The organism is Chryseobacterium sp. FR054, assembly GCF_056844565.1.
Genome location: NZ_JBXDSA010000001.1, coordinates 347168 through 362659, shown reverse-complemented (window position 1 = coordinate 362659; position 15492 = coordinate 347168). Strand labels below are relative to the sequence as shown.

The following is a 15492-nucleotide window of genomic DNA, read 5'->3' as shown; positions in this document are numbered from 1 at the left end:
AAGTTTAATTTTTAATGCTTTGTTGCTGCGGCTTTACCTCAGCCGGGTTTTCTTTGTTGTCATAGAACAGCCATTCGATAGCCCTGGGGAATTCCTGAGACCAGTAAAATTCACTGTGGGTGCCTTCAGGATTTACGCTGGTTCTGAACTCAAAATCGAATAGGTTTTTCTTTTCCCACCTTTTGAGATACTCTTCAAAAATATGGATCCTTTTGACCATCTTTGAGCCTTCCTGACCTCCTCCGTACAGGTAGATCTTTGTTCTGAAGGGGACTCTGAAGTTCATCATCGGGAAATTGTTATTCGGTTCAACCCAAAGAGAAGGGGAGAAGATCAGCAGCCTGGAATACACTTCCGGATAGAGGAATCCACTGTAAATGCTGATGAGGGCACCCAGGGAACTTCCGCCGATTCCGGTATTCTCCCGGTCTTTCTTTGTCCGGTAATTTTCGTCTACAAAAGGCTTTAACGTATCGGTAATAAAACGGATGTATTTTTTGCCTTCCGATCCGTTAGCTATATTGTCATTGTCGAAAATATATTCCTTGATGCGGTCTTCACTTCCGTGTTCTATGGCAATAATAATGACATCGCCCCGGCCGTATTCAGCCAGAATAGAGAGTTTTTTATCGATTTCCCAGTTTCCGTACCCGCTGCCTTCGTTGAATAAGTTCTGGGCATCCTGAAGGTATAGTACAGGGTAGCTTTTGTCAGAAACATAATAATCATAAGGCAGAAGAGCCCATACTTTGCGGTACCGGTCAAGCTGCGGAATATAAAATTCTTCGGAGATGATTTCGGCGATCGGGAAAAATTCCTTTTTGAACGGTCCCCAGTTGAGTCTCCATTTTTCTACGTGATCAGAGGTCTTTTCAGCTGATTTTGCGATTTTCCGGTTGGGGGTAATGCTTCCGTATGGATCCAGCTCTACATTTTCCCAGCCACCTTTTGTAAATTTATATTCAATGGTATCGGGAAGGATCCCGTTGTCGATCTCTATGCAATAACTGTTCGGGGTCAGTTGTTCGAGCTGATAACTGTAATCCCTGGGGTTCCAGCTGTTGAAATTTCCTGTGATGTATACTGTTCTGTCGTCGGTTTCGTCAGTATAAAGTTCAAACCTCATCCTGTGTGTTTTATAAATTGGCAGCTAAATTTATAAAAAAGATTGTTTTGAAACCTTAAAAAAAATAATGAAAAATTTGATATATTTGATAGAAGTGCCGGAGAAGGGAATTAACATAATAATTATTTGACTAATAATTAACGGTTGTTGACCGGAATTTTCGTAGTTTCAGAGAAAAATTAAATACAGTTCAGTCTTGATGAATTCTGTTAAAACATACACGCTGTTCACTGATCATGATGTTTATCTTTTTAAAGAAGGAAAGCATTATAAACTGTATGATAAATTCGGAGCGCATTCAGCAGAAAAAGACGGAATAAAAGGTGTTTATTTTTCAGTCTGGGCTCCCAATGCCAAAAAGGTATCCGTAATCGGAAACTTCAATAACTGGAACCATAAAGACCATATTCTGTTCCCACGCTGGGATGGCTCGGGGATTTGGGAAGGTTTTATTACCGGCCTTACCTGGGGTACTTTATATAAATACGCCATTGAAACCGCAAGAGGTGAAATTCTTGAGAAAAGCGATCCTTATGCCTTAAGCTGGGAACAGAATATTCAGGCAGCATCACTGGTTTCTACCACCTGGTATGAGTGGAATGACCGGCACTGGATGGAGAACCGCGGAAAAAACAACAGCCTTGAAGCTCCTCTGTCAGTGTATGAGCTTCACATGGGATCGTGGGTAAGAGATGGAGATGCCCCGGACCGGTTCCTCAATTACCGTGATATTGCTGAAAAGCTGGTTCCTTATATCAAAGAAATGGGCTTTACCCATGTGGAATTCATGCCTGTTATGGAATATCCGTACGATCCGAGCTGGGGATACCAGATTACCGGATTTTATGCGGCTACCTCACGCTTCGGCTCTCCGCAGGATCTTATGTTCCTCATCGATGAGCTTCATCAGAATCATATCGGGGTTATTCTGGATTGGGTTCCTTCTCATTTTCCGGGAGATGCCAACGGACTTTACCGCTTTGACGGCTCTTATCTTTATGAACATGAAGATCCGAGAAAAGGTTTTCATCCCGACTGGAAATCCCACATCTTCAATTACGGCAGAAATGAAGTGAAATCTTTTCTGATCTCCAATGCGATGTTCTGGCTGGAGCGTTATCATGCCGACGGACTCAGGGTAGATGCTGTAACTTCTATGCTTCATTTAGACTATTCAAGAAATGAAGGCGAATGGGAGCCTAATATATACGGCGGAAATGTAAATCTTGAAGCCAAAGCTTTCCTGCAGGAGTTTAATACAGCGGTGTATAAAGAATTCGGAGACGGTATTATGACTATTGCGGAGGAAAGCTCAGATTTCCCTCTGCTTACAAAGCCGGTTCACGAGGGTGGGGTAGGCTTCGGAATGAAATGGATGATGGGCTGGATGCATGATACGCTGGATTACTTCAAAGAAGATCCCGTCAACAGAAAATACCATCATCACAAACTGACCTTTGCTTCCATGTATATGTATAATGAAAATTATATGATGCCGCTGTCACATGACGAAGTGGTGCATGGTAAAGCAAGCCTTATTTATAAAATGCCGGGTGACGAATGGCAGAAATTTGCCAACCTCCGCGCTCTTTACGTATATATGTATACCCATCCGGGAGCCAAGCTGCTTTTTATGGGAGATGAATTCGGGCAGACCGGCGAATGGAACTTTACCAGAAGTCTCGACTGGCATCTGCTGCAGTATCCTGTTCATAAAGGTCTTCAGACATTAGTAAAAGACCTTAATCATTTATATAAAGGAGAAACTTCACTGTATGAAAATCAGTTTAATAAAAACGGCTTTGAATGGGTGGAAGCCGATGATCTGGAAAATTCGGTATATGTTTATCTCAGAAAAGGCAGAAGGAGGGATGATGTGCTGATGATTGTTCTGAATCTCACTCCCCGTATCACAGAATATAAAATCGGGGTGAATGCAGGAACGCATTGGGAAACAGTTCTCAGTTCGGATGACGGAAAGTATGGCGGAAGCGGTGCGCAGGCAGAGATCCTGAATGAAAAATATGAAGAATCGACCAAGTTTCCGAAGTCAATAACAGTAAGACTGCCTCCTCTGGCGGGTATTGTTTTGAGGCAGCATAAAGATAAAAAATACAGACTGCACAGAATTAAGCATAAAAAAGAATAATCTGATCCTCAGTAGAAAGAATACAAATGACATTAAAACTATGGTAATATATCATTTAAGTACAGAATGCTATCCGGTAGCCAAAGTTGGCGGCCTGGCTGATGTGGTGGGAGCCCTGCCCAAATATCAGAATAAAATGAAAGGGATTGATGCCCGGGTCGTCATGCCCTGGTACAATAAGCCTTTTGTTTATGATCATGAATTTGAGACCGTTTTTGACGGATTTATTCACCAGGGAAACAATATGCTGCAGGTTCAGGTGATGAGAGAGAAAACAGATGTACTGGGATTTGAACTGTATATGGTAAAAATTCCCGGACTTCTGGACAGGGAAAACCCTTACGGTTATCAGGATGAAAGTTTCCAGTTTCTGGCTTTCCAACATGGCATCCTGCATTGGCTTACTGCAATGGAGATCCGTCCGGATATTCTGCACTGTCACGATTACCATACAGGTCTGGTTCCTTTTATGATTGAACACTGCCCTGAATTTAAGTTCCTGAAAGGCGTAAAAACAGTCGGAACCATACATAATGGCGAATACCAGGGAATGATGAGCTGGAATATGGCGAATTATATGCCCTCTTTTGATGCCTATAAATGGGGATTAATGGACTGGAACGGCCTTATGAATCCGCTGGCAAGCATGATCAAATGTTCCAGTGCTTTTACAACAGTTTCCGAAGGCTATCTTGAGGAACTCTTTATAAGCTTCAGAGGTCTGGAGAGCCTGGTGCGGGAAGAATTCGGAAAAGCTTACGGAATCATCAACGGAATCGATACGGAAGTATGGAATCCGGAAACAGATCCGATGCTGGATTTTAATTTTAATATCAAAAATGCGGTAGCCAAAAAGAAGAAAAATAAAGAAAAGCTTTGTAAAGAATACGGACTGAAACCCGAACTTCCGCTGTTTGCCTTTATCGGAAGGTTTGCAACGGAAAAAGGAGCCGATCTTCTTCCGGATGTGGTCTGGAAAAGCATTAAGCAGAGTTATGGTGCTTTGAACATTATAATCCTGGGGTCAGGAAATTCGTATATTGAAAACAAACTTAAAGAATACGAATACACCTATACCAATTTTGCCCTGGATCTCGGATATAAAGAGCATCTTTCCCACAAAATCTATGCCTCCGCAGACTTTCTGCTGATGCCTTCAAGAGTAGAACCCTGCGGGCTGAACCAGATGTATTCCATGAGATACGGAACGGTGCCGGTGGTAAGATATACCGGAGGGCTGAAAGATACCGTGGAGGATATATCAACCGGAGGAGCGGGGCTTAATTTTACCTATCCCGGTGTAGATGATGTTGTGCATACGATGAACAGGGCTCTGGCAGTATATAACCAGAAAGGGGCAATGGAGAATCTCATTCATGCCAATATGAGTTTTGATTTTGCATGGGAGAAATCTGCAGAAAAATACATAGCTTTATATAATAACTGAAAACCGTACGGATATCCGGCAGCATACCGTGTGGAAACATTAAAAAAGCTGCACAATTAATACATTAAAAAACGCAATATAATTTATGAAACGAAACGTAATCTCCATAGTTTTAGGAGGAGGCAGAGGGACAAGGTTATTCCCGTTAACCTATTCAAGATCGAAACCGGCAGTTCCTATTGCGGGGAAATACAGGCTGGTAGATATTCCTATTTCAAACTGTCTGAACTCAGGGCTGAACAAGATCCTGGTACTGACGCAGTTTAATTCAGCATCATTGAATTCCCATATCAAGAATTCCTATCATTTTGATATTTTCAGCAAAGGTTTTGTGGATATTCTTGCCGCAGAACAGAATGTAGAAAACGAAAGCTGGTATCAGGGAACGGCAGATGCCGTACGGCAGTCGATGAAGCATCTTGAGAAGTATGACTACGATTATATCCTGATTCTTTCCGGAGACCAGCTTTATCAGATGGATTTCCGTGAAATGCTGGATTTCCATATCGATAACGGAGGTGATCTGACGATTGCAACCATTCCCGTGATTGCCAAAGATGCCACAGGTTTCGGGATTCTGAAATCAGATGATGACGGTAATATCACTTCCTTCTATGAAAAACCGGATTATGATATGCTGGACGGCTTAAAATCTGAAGTTTCAGAAGAAAATAAACGCAGAGGAAAAGAATACCTGGCTTCTATGGGAATCTATATCTTCACCAAGAATATTCTGAAAAAAATGTTTGAAGAAGGAGCCGGCGATGATTTCGGAAAAGATATTATCCCAAGTTCTATCGGGAAATATAAAACACTGAGCTATCAGTACGAAGGCTACTGGACAGACATCGGAACAATAGAATCTTTCTACGAAGCCAATCTGGATCTGTGTCAGGATCTGCCGCAGTTCAATCTTTTCGGTTCATCGCCTATTTACACCAGAGCAAGAATGCTTCCTCCGTCCAAAATCAACGGTTCTTATGTAAGTAAGGCGGTTTTTGGGGACGGATGCATCATCATGGCCGATAAGATTGAAAATTCAGTGATTGGAAACAGAACCAGGGTGGATAAAGGAAGCTCTATTGTCAATTCTTACGTCATGGGTGCTGATTTCTACCAGAATACCACAGAAATTGTACTGAACGACAGGAGCGGCCGCCCGAATATGGGAATCGGAAAATACTGCTATATTGAAAAAGCAATCCTTGATAAAAACTGCTATATCGGCGATAATGTAAAGATCATCGGCGGAAAACATATTCCGGACGGAGATTACGGAACCCATTCCGTTCAGGATGGCATCGTTGTGGTGAAGAAAGGGGCGGTCCTTCCTCCGGGAACCCATATAGGATAAAGAAAAGGAAGCGGGAAAACGGAAGTTGATGGCATTCGGTAATACAGAATTTTTTTTGACTTCTCAGAATTTAACATGAAATTCAAAAGTCTGTCAGTTATTAAAAAAAAACGATCAAAACTTCCATTTTCCTTCATCCGTCTTTTTTAAAAACAAGCGTGATCAGCATATTGGTCACTTTTTTTATTTGTATTACTTTTGTACGATGCGTTTTTTTAAAATAACAGCCGTAATTCTTGTTCTCCTGGTTGGAGCTTATGCTGCTTCCATGTATTATTTTGTGGATGAAAATAAAGATTTCAAAATTGAAAAAGAGATCGATTACCCCATTGATAAAGTTTTTTCCCAGTTTAATAATCTGCAGCACTTTACCCGCTGGAACAACTTTTTTACCAGTTCACCATCCATTGATATTGATTACTACACCCCTTATGAAGGACAGGGGAGTTCAATGAGCTATGTGGATCCTAAAAACGATACAGACGGAGAGATGTTCATCCGTTACGAAAATCCCAACAAAACTTTGAGGTATCAGCTTTTTGAGGACCGTAATGAAAATCCTACTCTGGTAGATGTAAAATTTAAAGCTGTTTCTGCTGAAAAAACCAAAATTACCTGGTATGTACATACCCCGAAACTTTCCGTGATGAGAAGAGTGGAGAATTTCTGGACCGAAGACCGCTTTGCCGAAAACATCAGCAAAAGTATGGTCAATCTGAAAAACGTACTCGGGAATAAAGTGGAAAAAGATAACCAGATGGCTTCCATTAAATACGACAGCCTGATGGTGGAAAACGAAGAAGATAAAATACTCCTGGGAACTAATGTGAGTACCGCCAACAAAAAGGATGCGCTTTATAAAAATATCGTTATGAATTACAGCAAAGTCTACAATTATGTGACGATGGATCTGGGTAAAAAAGACGATGAATTCGGGTTCCCGGTGCTGATTACCGATGCAGACAATTACAAAGACAAAGAAATATCCTATTTCCTGGGAATCCCGCTTTCCAAGAAGATCGGAGTAACGGATAATAATTTCAATTTCAGAACCGTAAATCCGTCCCGGAATTACGTTATGTATTACAAAGGAAGTTACGAAGGAAGAATAAGGGCAATTCAGCAGCTGATTCAGAAAGCCAAAAAAGATGAGATGCGCTTCGGAGATGTCCGTATAACTTTTATTGAGCGTCCGATAGAAGGACAGGAGGTGAATGTTAAGCTCTCATTATCAGTGTTTAAGTAAATTTGAAAAAATAAATTTTCCGATAATTTTTTTTAATGCCTTCAGGCTGTTCCAAATCGGTTTTTTTTATTAAATTTGAAGATTAATTCTACAAATAAATTTTAATAATAGATAAACTGTAATAATGGACAGATTTTCATTCCTAAACGCAGCTCATTCTCAGTTAATTGAGGATTTATACCAACAGTACTTAAAATTCCCGGATTCTTTAGAGCCTTCATGGAAAGCCTTTTTTCAAGGTTTCGACTTTGCTCTGGAGAACTACGGAGATGACGATAACATCCAATACATCCAGGCTCCGGCCAGCACTGCACCGGCAGTACAGCAGATCTCTCAGGCCGTAGCAGGCGGCGAGGTTCCTGAGCACATCAAAAAAGAATTCAAAGTAGTAAACCTTATCGAGGCTTACAGAACAAGAGGGCATCTTTTTACCAAAACCAATCCGGTAAGAGAAAGAAGACATTATACACCTACTTTAGATATCGAGAACTTCGGTCTTACTAAAGAGGATCTGAATACAAAATTCAACTGTGCTGTTGAAACAGGAATGAAAGAGCCTGCAACACTGGCAGACCTTATCAAACACCTGGAAAATATTTACTGCGATTCTATCGGGGTAGAGTATATGCACATCAACAATGTTGAGGAAAAAGATTTCATCAAGAGATGGCTTCAGGTTAACGAAAACCATCCAAGCCTTTCTGCTAACGAAAAAACAGAAATCTTATTAAAATTAAACCAGGCAGTAGCCTTTGAAAATTACCTTCATACAAAATTTGTAGGACAGAAAAGATTCTCACTGGAAGGAGGAGAAACGTTGATCCCTGCTTTGGATCAGCTGATTTCAAGATCTTCCCAGCTGGGGGTGGATGAAGTGGTTTTAGGAATGGCTCACAGAGGAAGACTGAATGTACTTTCCAATATCTTCGGAAAATCATACAAGCAGATCTTCTCGGAATTTGAAGGAAAAGAATTTGAAGAAGACGTATTCTCAGGGGACGTTAAATATCACCTGGGATCTTCTAAAAAAATTAAAACGGCTTCAGGGGAAGAAGTTTGCATCAACCTTACGCCGAACCCGTCTCATCTTGAAACGGTAGCAGCTCTTGTAGAAGGAATCTGCCGTGCAAAAGTGGATGATAAGTATAAAGAGTATTCTAAGGTTTTACCGATCATCATTCATGGTGATGGTGCGATCGCGGGTCAGGGTATTGCTTATGAAGTAGCCCAGATGATGACTTTGGAAGGATACAGAACAGGAGGTACGGTACACATCGTTGTCAACAACCAGGTATCTTTCACCACCAATTTCCATGACGCACGATCTTCAACCTACTGTACAGACATTGCAAAAGTTACAGAATCTCCCGTAATGCACGTTAATGCGGATGATGCGGAAGCAGTAGTTCATGCGATGCACTTTGCCGCCGATTTCAGAGCTAAATTCGGAAAAGATGTGTATATCGATCTTTTAGGATACAGAAAATACGGTCATAACGAAGGAGATGAACCGAGATTTACACAGCCTAACCTGTACAAAGCTATCTCTAAGCACCCGAACCCAAGAGAAATTTATAAAGATAAATTAATCAACGACAGCGTTATTTCCAACGATATCATCAAAAAGATGGAAGTGGATTTCAAAGCACTTTTAGATAAAGACTTTGATGCTTCCAAAGAGATCGAGAAAAACGTTATGGACGTATTCATGGCTGAAGACTGGACGAATTATCCTATCGGGAAGAGAGGAGCTGTTCAGCTGCCGGTTGATACTAAATATGATTTAGCTAAACTGAAAGAGCTGGCTCTTAAAATGTCAACACTTCCTTCAGATAAAAAATTCATTAACAAGATTACAAGACTTTTCGAAAACCGTATCAAAGCTATTGAAGGAAATTCATTAGACTGGGCGTTAGGAGAGTGGCTGGCTTATGCTACACTTCTTGTGGAAGGTCACAACGTAAGAATTTCCGGAGAAGATGTGGAAAGAGGTACTTTCTCTCACAGACATGCTGTGGTAAAAACAGAAGATACGGAAGAAGAATATATCCCGCTGAGACACGTTTCAGAAAGCAGGTTTGATGTATACAACTCTCACCTTTCAGAATATGGGGTGTTAGGATTTGACTACGGATATGCAATGGCTTCTCCCAATACGCTAACGATCTGGGAAGCTCAGTTCGGGGATTTCGTAAACGGAGCACAGATCATTGTAGATCAGTATCTTGCCGCTGCAGAAGAAAAATGGAAAATTCAGGACGGTTTAGTAATGTTATTGCCTCACGGTTCTGAAGGACAGGGAGCGGAACACTCTTCAGCAAGGCTGGAAAGATTCCTTACCCTTTGTGCCAATGAGAACATGGTGGTAGCCAATATCACTTCACCGGCCAACTATTTCCACTTATTGAGAAGACAGCTGAAATGGGCGTTCAGAAAGCCATTGGTCGTAATGAGTCCTAAATCCCTGTTAAGACATCCTAAAGTGGTTTCTCCGCTTGAAGATTTTGCAGAAGGTTCATTCCAGCCTATCCTGGACGATCCTGCCGCAGATCCTAAAAAAGTTGAAAAATTAGTTCTTTGTTCAGGAAAACTGTACTTCGAATTATTGGCGAAGAAAGAAGAGCTGAACTGTGAAAATATTGCACTGGTAAGATTCGAGCAGTTATATCCGCTTCAAACGGATGCTATCGAAGCGATCTTCAGCAAATATGAGAACAGAAAACAACTGGTTTGGGCTCAGGAAGAACCTGAAAACATGGGAGCATGGTCTTATATCTTAAGAAACTTCAGAAATACAGGAATTGAAGTTGTTGCTCCGGTACCAAGCGGTGCTCCGGCTCCGGGAAGCCACAAAATGTTCGAAAAGAACCAGAATGCAGTGATCAACAGAGTTTTCGACAGAGACGATGCTCCTGCAAAAAGACCTGTAACAGCCTAATTTAAATAATAATCAATTAAAAAATAAAAAATACTCAATATGTCAGTTTTAGAAATGAAAGTTCCTTCACCGGGCGAATCAATCACAGAAGTTGAAATTGCAACCTGGCTTGTAAAAGATGGTGATTATGTAGAAAAAGATCAACCTATCGCTGAAGTAGACTCAGACAAAGCAACCCTGGAATTGCCTGCAGAACAGAGCGGTGTGATCACTCTGAAAGCAGAAGAAGGTGATGTGGTACAGGTAGGTCAGGTAGTTTGTTTAATTGATATGGATGCTGCAAGACCGGAAGGAGGAAGTGCTCCTGCTGCTGAAGCTCCAAAACAGGAAGAAGCTCCGAAAGCTGCTGAACCTGCTAAACAGGAAGCTCCGAAGCCGGCTGCTCCGGTTGCTGCTCCACAAACTTATGCTACGGGTGCTCCATCTCCTGCGGCTAAGAAAATCCTTGACGAAAAAGGAATTGATGCAGGACAGGTTTCCGGAAGCGGAAGAGACGGAAGAATCACTAAAACTGATGCTGAACTGGCTGCTGTTCCTGCGTTAGGAGGAAATCCTCTTACGGCAACAGGATCAAGATCTACTACAACAACAAAACTTTCTGTTCTTAGAAGAAAAATCGCTCAGAGATTGGTTTCTGTAAAGAATGAAACAGCGATGTTAACCACTTTCAATGAAGTTGACATGTCTGAAATCTTCAGATTAAGAAAGCAGTATAAAGAAGAATTCGCTCAGAAACACGGAGTAGGACTTGGTTTCATGTCTTTCTTTACAAAAGCGGTTACAAGAGCTCTTCAGATGTACCCGGATGTAAATGCATCTATCGACGGAGATTTCAAAGTAAACTACGATTTCTGCGATATTTCAATCGCGGTATCAGGTCCTAAAGGATTGATGGTTCCGGTACTGAGAAACGCAGAAAATATGTCTTTCAGTGCTATTGAAGCAAATATCAAAGATCTTGCTACAAAAGTAAGAGACGGTAAAATTACAGTGGACGAAATGACGGGTGGTACTTTCACCATTACCAACGGTGGTACTTTCGGGTCTATGATGTCTACACCAATCATCAACCCTCCTCAATCTGCAATTCTTGGGATGCACAATATTATCCAGAGACCGGTTGCTGTTGACGGACAGGTAGTGATCAGACCGATGATGTACGTTGCGATGTCTTATGACCACAGAATTATCGACGGAAAAGAATCAGTAGGATTCCTTGTAGCGGTAAAAGAAGGTATCGACAATCCTGTTGGAGTATTAATGGGAGGTGACGAAAGAAAAGGTCTTGGATTATAATTTTGTTAAAAATATAATATAACTTTACAATCTCGCCTAAAAAGGCGAGATTTTTGTATTTATTAAGAAAATACTCAAAATGATGTTTTCAAAAATGACCTCTAATATCAAAGTTTCAGTAATTCCTGAATATGATAGTAAAAACAGTTATCCGTCTGAAAACCGTTATGTCTTTAAATATACGATTACCATTGAAAATGACGGATTGTTCCCGATTAAGGTGCTTAAAAGAAAATGGCTGATCTTTGACGTAGGTTTTGGATATACCGAGATTATAGGAGACGGTGTCATCGGATTGACTCCCGAGATCTCCGTAGGCGAAAGTTTCGCTTATTTTTCCAATGTAATGCTTCGTTCCGGAGTAGGGAATATGAGCGGGAAATACCAGGTTAAAAACCTGGAGACGCAGGAGATTTTTGAGATTGATATCCCAAAATTCAACCTGCTCTCCGAAGTTTTAAGTAACTAAATTATTCTTTAATAAATTTATGTCTGCTAATACCACTTTGAGATTTTACTTCCATAAAGTAGCCCCCTTTTAGCAGGTTAGAGACATTCATTTTAGCATCGCCGGAGTGATCCTGCATAATAAGCTTTCCTTCCGTACTATATACTTTTATCCATTCAATTCGTTCTGCGTTTTTAAGATAAACAGTTCCTTCTTTAACAGGATTGGGATAAACGCTTATCGTTTTATCAGACAGATATGGATGAGCTTCTTTTGTTCCCAGTGTTTCGGCCTGGTAGAAGGCTTGGTTTCCTGTGTCGGTGGTTATAACAAGGTTTTTTACTCCATTGGCATAAGTGATCTGATAATTATACAGAGTCGTCATTAAAACACTGTTATACAGGTTAGTGAAAGCAATATTTTCCGGTATTGTACAGGTTAAAGTACCACCAAGACCATTGGCCCAGGGATTAAATCGGTCTGCGTATATTTCAGCATCATAAATTAATGCCCATGCATAGGTTCCGCAAATAGGACTTTTCATGTCACTTGTTGGTGGAGTAGAAGGGTTCGGGGAAGATGTAAAAGTAAGAACAGGAAATCCCATTTCGCTGTTTTGCGGAAGATTGTAGGTAATATTATTCTTTACTACTTTCTTTAAGTTCCATTGCGTGTTGTGAAGTTGTGTCTGAGCCTGTGCAGAAATGCCGGCAATTGCAGTAAGAGACAGTAAGATTTTTTTCATGGTTTTTTGTTTTTTAAGTTAAAATTTTGTCTGAACCTGTGCAGAAATGTCTGCAATTATAGTAAGAGACGGTAATATTGTTTTCATTGTTTTATTTTTTAAGTTAAAGATTTGTCTGAACCTGTGCAGGAATGCCCACGATTGTAATAAGAGAAAGTAAGATTTTTTTCATTGTTTTTTAAGTTAAAATTTTGTTTTTAAAATTAAACTTTTATTTTTAATGTTACAATTTTTTGATATGTTTTTTTAATACAGATTCATTGATCTCTTCATTTCTTGTGATAAAAAGCTTTTCAAAAGCCAGTAAAGAGATTTTTGCACAGACTTCTGCATCTGCACCCGCCCTGTGATGATTGAACTGAATCTGATGATATTCCGCTAAAGGTTTCAGCCCGTATTTCGGAAGATAATTCCAGGATTTTTTAGCCAGCTGTATGCTGCACAGATAGTTCAGTTTGGGAGTAAACATTCCGTAATGCTCAAGACATCCTCTTAAAACGCCGGCATCAAAACCTGCGTTGTGGGCAATCATAAGGCTTCCGTACATCATTTCTTCCGCCTCATACCAGATCTCGTCAAAAGTAGGCGCATCCTTTACATCTTCAGGAGTTATTCCGTGTACATCTATATTGAACCTGCTGAAATAAGGAAAACTCGGAGGTTTGATCAGCCATGTTCTGGTTTCCACGATTTTAGAATCCTGAACCACACAGATTCCCATCTCACACGCAGAACTCCTGTCGTGGGTTGCCGTTTCAAAATCTATTGCGCAGAAATCCATTGTGTTTGATTTAAAGTTTAATGTCCGGAGTTTCAATTGACCGGTCTTTTATCTGAAATTCTATACCTGTTTTTTTCCTCCCAGAAAATGTTTAAAAATTAACCATTTCGTCTGGTAAAATTCATTCTTCTGATGCTTTTGGCGAAGTTTCCATGTTCCGGCAGCCTGTCCGTAAAAGCCAAAGTGAGCCCGTACAACAGCCCAAAGATGGGGAAACCCCTGTTTTAAGCCAAAATAGATCCCGGCAATTCCGTCAAGACAGAGTCTGAAAAAGACCAGCCCTATGAGCTTCGGAAAAGGCAGGTTCTTCAGCATCATGGAAAGATTGTTCCTGATATTGAGATACGTTTTTTGTGCACTCTGTTTGTTCAGGGTTCCGCCACCTACGTGATATACTTTGGATCTTCCCGTATAAAAAATCTTTTTCCCTGAATTGATAAGTCTCCAGCAGAGATCAATTTCTTCCTGGTGGGCAAAAAAACGTTCATCAAAACCATTCTGTTCCCAAAAATCCTCTGAGCGGATGAAAAGACAGCAGCCTGATGCCCAGAAGATCTCCGTTTCATCATCATACTGGCCTTTATCTTCTTCCAGATCATCGAAAACACGTCCACGGCAGTAAGGATAGCCTAAATTGTCAATAAGACCGCCTCCGGCTCCGGCAAACTCAAAAAGATTTTTGTTGCTGAAAGATAAGATCTTCGGTTGTACTGCTGCAATGGAAGCATCTTTTTCAAATACTTTCATCACAGGATCAATCCAGTTTCCGGTAACTTCCACATCGGAATTAAGAAGGCAGTAGTATTCGTTCCGGATCTCTTTCAGTCCTGTATTATATCCGCCTGCAAAACCGTAATTTTTATCGTTTCTGATGATCTTTACCTCCGGATAATAAGTCTGAAGAAAGGTAACCGAATCATCAGTCGAGAGATTGTCGATTACATAAATATCAGCTTCCTGAGAAAAACGGATTACACTGGGTAGAAACTGTTCAAGCCATTTTCTGCCGTTCCAGTTCAGGATGGCCACTCCTAATTTTTTCTGCATCTGCATCTATATTTTTTCAGAATCGAAGGTTTTAATAGAACTCTGATATTTCCATTTCCGGTGTGACCAGAGATAATTGTCCGGTCTTTTATGAAGTGTATTTTCTAACAGTTTATGGAATTTTTTCACTACCTCATGTTCAACGAATTTTTCTCCATCCGGATAGATCCTGTGGTAATTTACCTGATAATATCCCCGTTTTACCTTCTTCATTTCACAGTAGATGAAAACAAGATCCATTCTGGTGGCCAGTTTATCATACCCGATAAAAGCAGGCGTTCTCTGGCTTAAAAAATCCAATCCGTAATTGACGTGGGCAATATGAGGAGTCTGATCCGCTACAAACATATAGGCAGAATCACCGTCATTCTTCGATCTGAAGATGTTCATAATCACTTCATTCGCTTCCAGGGCCTCATTTCCGAATTTATTACGGACTTTCTTCATCTGGTTTTCCCAGAAATCATTGTTTACTTTTCTGTATACAGGATGGCAGTGCTGCTGAGGAATGATCCTGGCCAGCGCATTGATCCATTCCCAATTGAAGACATGGCCTGCAAGAAGAATAATGTTTTTTCCCTCTGCCTTAGCTTCATGAAACAGTTCCTGATTGATGTGCTGCATCCTTACCCTTGATTCTGTTTCCGAAATACTGAATGATTTGATGGTTTCTACAAGGTAGTCAGAAAAATTACGGTAAAATTTCTTCCGTATTCTGTTGATTTCTCCTTCAGACTTATCAGGAAAAGAATTGTGTAAATTCTGCGTAATAACCTTCTTTCTGTATCCTACAAAATAATAATTTAGGAAAAACATAACGTCCGAAAAAATATACAATACCTTAAGCGGAAGTTTGGAAATGAAGAATAATATTTTAATTAAGAAATTCATAAAACACGCAAATTTAGTGATAAT

General features: G+C 40.5%; 12 protein-coding genes. 7 read left to right on the top strand and 5 right to left on the bottom strand.

Annotated elements, in window-relative coordinates; genetic code table 11:
* Window positions 1-4: 4 nt before the first annotated feature.
* Window positions 5-1126: an alpha/beta hydrolase-fold protein gene (locus AC106S_RS01750; protein ID WP_482437413.1), complete on the bottom strand. Its 1122-nt coding sequence runs from the start codon at window positions 1124-1126 to the stop codon at window positions 5-7.
* Between the two features lie 199 nt (window positions 1127-1325).
* Here AC106S_RS01750 and glgB point away from each other — a divergent pair, with 199 nt between their 5' ends.
* The 7 genes from glgB to apaG all read left to right on the top strand — a co-directional run bounded on the left by glgB (window position 1326) and on the right by apaG (window position 12025).
* Window positions 1326-3275, top strand: a complete 1950-nt coding sequence (gene glgB, locus AC106S_RS01745) for a 1,4-alpha-glucan branching protein GlgB (RefSeq protein ID WP_482437412.1) — start codon at window positions 1326-1328, stop codon at window positions 3273-3275.
* A 40-nt stretch (window positions 3276-3315) separates the two neighbouring features.
* Window positions 3316-4722, top strand: a complete 1407-nt coding sequence (locus AC106S_RS01740; RefSeq protein ID WP_482437411.1) for a glycogen synthase — start codon at window positions 3316-3318, stop codon at window positions 4720-4722.
* An 85-nt stretch (window positions 4723-4807) separates the two neighbouring features.
* Window positions 4808-6076, top strand: a complete 1269-nt coding sequence (locus tag AC106S_RS01735; RefSeq protein ID WP_482437410.1) for a glucose-1-phosphate adenylyltransferase — start codon at window positions 4808-4810, stop codon at window positions 6074-6076.
* 205 nt (window positions 6077-6281) lie between these two features.
* Entirely contained in the window at window positions 6282-7322 is a 1041-nt protein-coding gene (locus tag AC106S_RS01730) for an SRPBCC domain-containing protein (protein ID WP_482437409.1), read from the top strand.
* Window positions 7323-7446: 124 nt separating this feature from the next.
* A complete protein-coding gene (locus AC106S_RS01725) occupies window positions 7447-10260 on the top strand; it encodes a 2-oxoglutarate dehydrogenase E1 component (protein ID WP_482437408.1) in 2814 nt (937 codons plus the stop codon).
* 39 nt (window positions 10261-10299) lie between these two features.
* A complete protein-coding gene (gene odhB / locus AC106S_RS01720) occupies window positions 10300-11556 on the top strand; it encodes a 2-oxoglutarate dehydrogenase complex dihydrolipoyllysine-residue succinyltransferase (protein WP_482437407.1) in 1257 nt (418 codons plus the stop codon).
* Between the two features lie 79 nt (window positions 11557-11635).
* Window positions 11636-12025 (top strand): Co2+/Mg2+ efflux protein ApaG, encoded by a 390-nt coding sequence (gene apaG / locus AC106S_RS01715; RefSeq protein ID WP_482437406.1) that lies wholly within the window; start codon window positions 11636-11638, stop codon window positions 12023-12025.
* Window position 12026: 1 nt separating this feature from the next.
* On the opposite strand, the gene AC106S_RS01710 is transcribed toward apaG, so the two are convergent.
* From AC106S_RS01710 to AC106S_RS01695, 4 genes are all read right to left on the bottom strand, one after another.
* Window positions 12027-12749 (bottom strand): T9SS type A sorting domain-containing protein, encoded by a 723-nt coding sequence (locus AC106S_RS01710; RefSeq protein ID WP_482437405.1) that lies wholly within the window; start codon window positions 12747-12749, stop codon window positions 12027-12029.
* Between the two features lie 223 nt (window positions 12750-12972).
* Window positions 12973-13530 carry a 3'-5' exonuclease gene (locus tag AC106S_RS01705; protein WP_482437404.1) on the bottom strand — a complete coding sequence of 186 codons (558 nt, stop codon included), beginning with the start codon at window positions 13528-13530 and terminating at the stop codon, window positions 12973-12975.
* Window positions 13531-13590: 60 nt separating this feature from the next.
* Entirely contained in the window at window positions 13591-14577 is a 987-nt protein-coding gene (locus AC106S_RS01700; protein WP_482437403.1) for a glycosyltransferase family 2 protein, read from the bottom strand.
* Between the two features lie 6 nt (window positions 14578-14583).
* Complete coding sequence (locus tag AC106S_RS01695; RefSeq protein WP_482437402.1) at window positions 14584-15468, bottom strand: lysophospholipid acyltransferase family protein; 885 nt, start codon at window positions 15466-15468, stop codon at window positions 14584-14586.
* Window positions 15469-15492: the final 24 nt, after the last annotated feature.

Coding starts and splice junctions, on each gene's coding strand:
- AC106S_RS01750 (WP_482437413.1), bottom strand. CDS start 1,126: ATGAGGTTTGAACTTTATACTGACGAAACCGACGACAGAACAGTATAC.
- glgB (WP_482437412.1), top strand. CDS start 1,326: ATGAATTCTGTTAAAACATACACGCTGTTCACTGATCATGATGTTTAT.
- AC106S_RS01740 (WP_482437411.1), top strand. CDS start 3,316: ATGGTAATATATCATTTAAGTACAGAATGCTATCCGGTAGCCAAAGTT.
- AC106S_RS01735 (WP_482437410.1), top strand. CDS start 4,808: ATGAAACGAAACGTAATCTCCATAGTTTTAGGAGGAGGCAGAGGGACA.
- AC106S_RS01730 (WP_482437409.1), top strand. CDS start 6,282: ATGCGTTTTTTTAAAATAACAGCCGTAATTCTTGTTCTCCTGGTTGGA.
- AC106S_RS01725 (WP_482437408.1), top strand. CDS start 7,447: ATGGACAGATTTTCATTCCTAAACGCAGCTCATTCTCAGTTAATTGAG.
- odhB (WP_482437407.1), top strand. CDS start 10,300: ATGTCAGTTTTAGAAATGAAAGTTCCTTCACCGGGCGAATCAATCACA.
- apaG (WP_482437406.1), top strand. CDS start 11,636: ATGATGTTTTCAAAAATGACCTCTAATATCAAAGTTTCAGTAATTCCT.
- AC106S_RS01710 (WP_482437405.1), bottom strand. CDS start 12,749: ATGAAAAAAATCTTACTGTCTCTTACTGCAATTGCCGGCATTTCTGCA.
- AC106S_RS01705 (WP_482437404.1), bottom strand. CDS start 13,530: ATGGATTTCTGCGCAATAGATTTTGAAACGGCAACCCACGACAGGAGT.
- AC106S_RS01700 (WP_482437403.1), bottom strand. CDS start 14,577: ATGCAGAAAAAATTAGGAGTGGCCATCCTGAACTGGAACGGCAGAAAA.
- AC106S_RS01695 (WP_482437402.1), bottom strand. CDS start 15,468: ATGAATTTCTTAATTAAAATATTATTCTTCATTTCCAAACTTCCGCTT.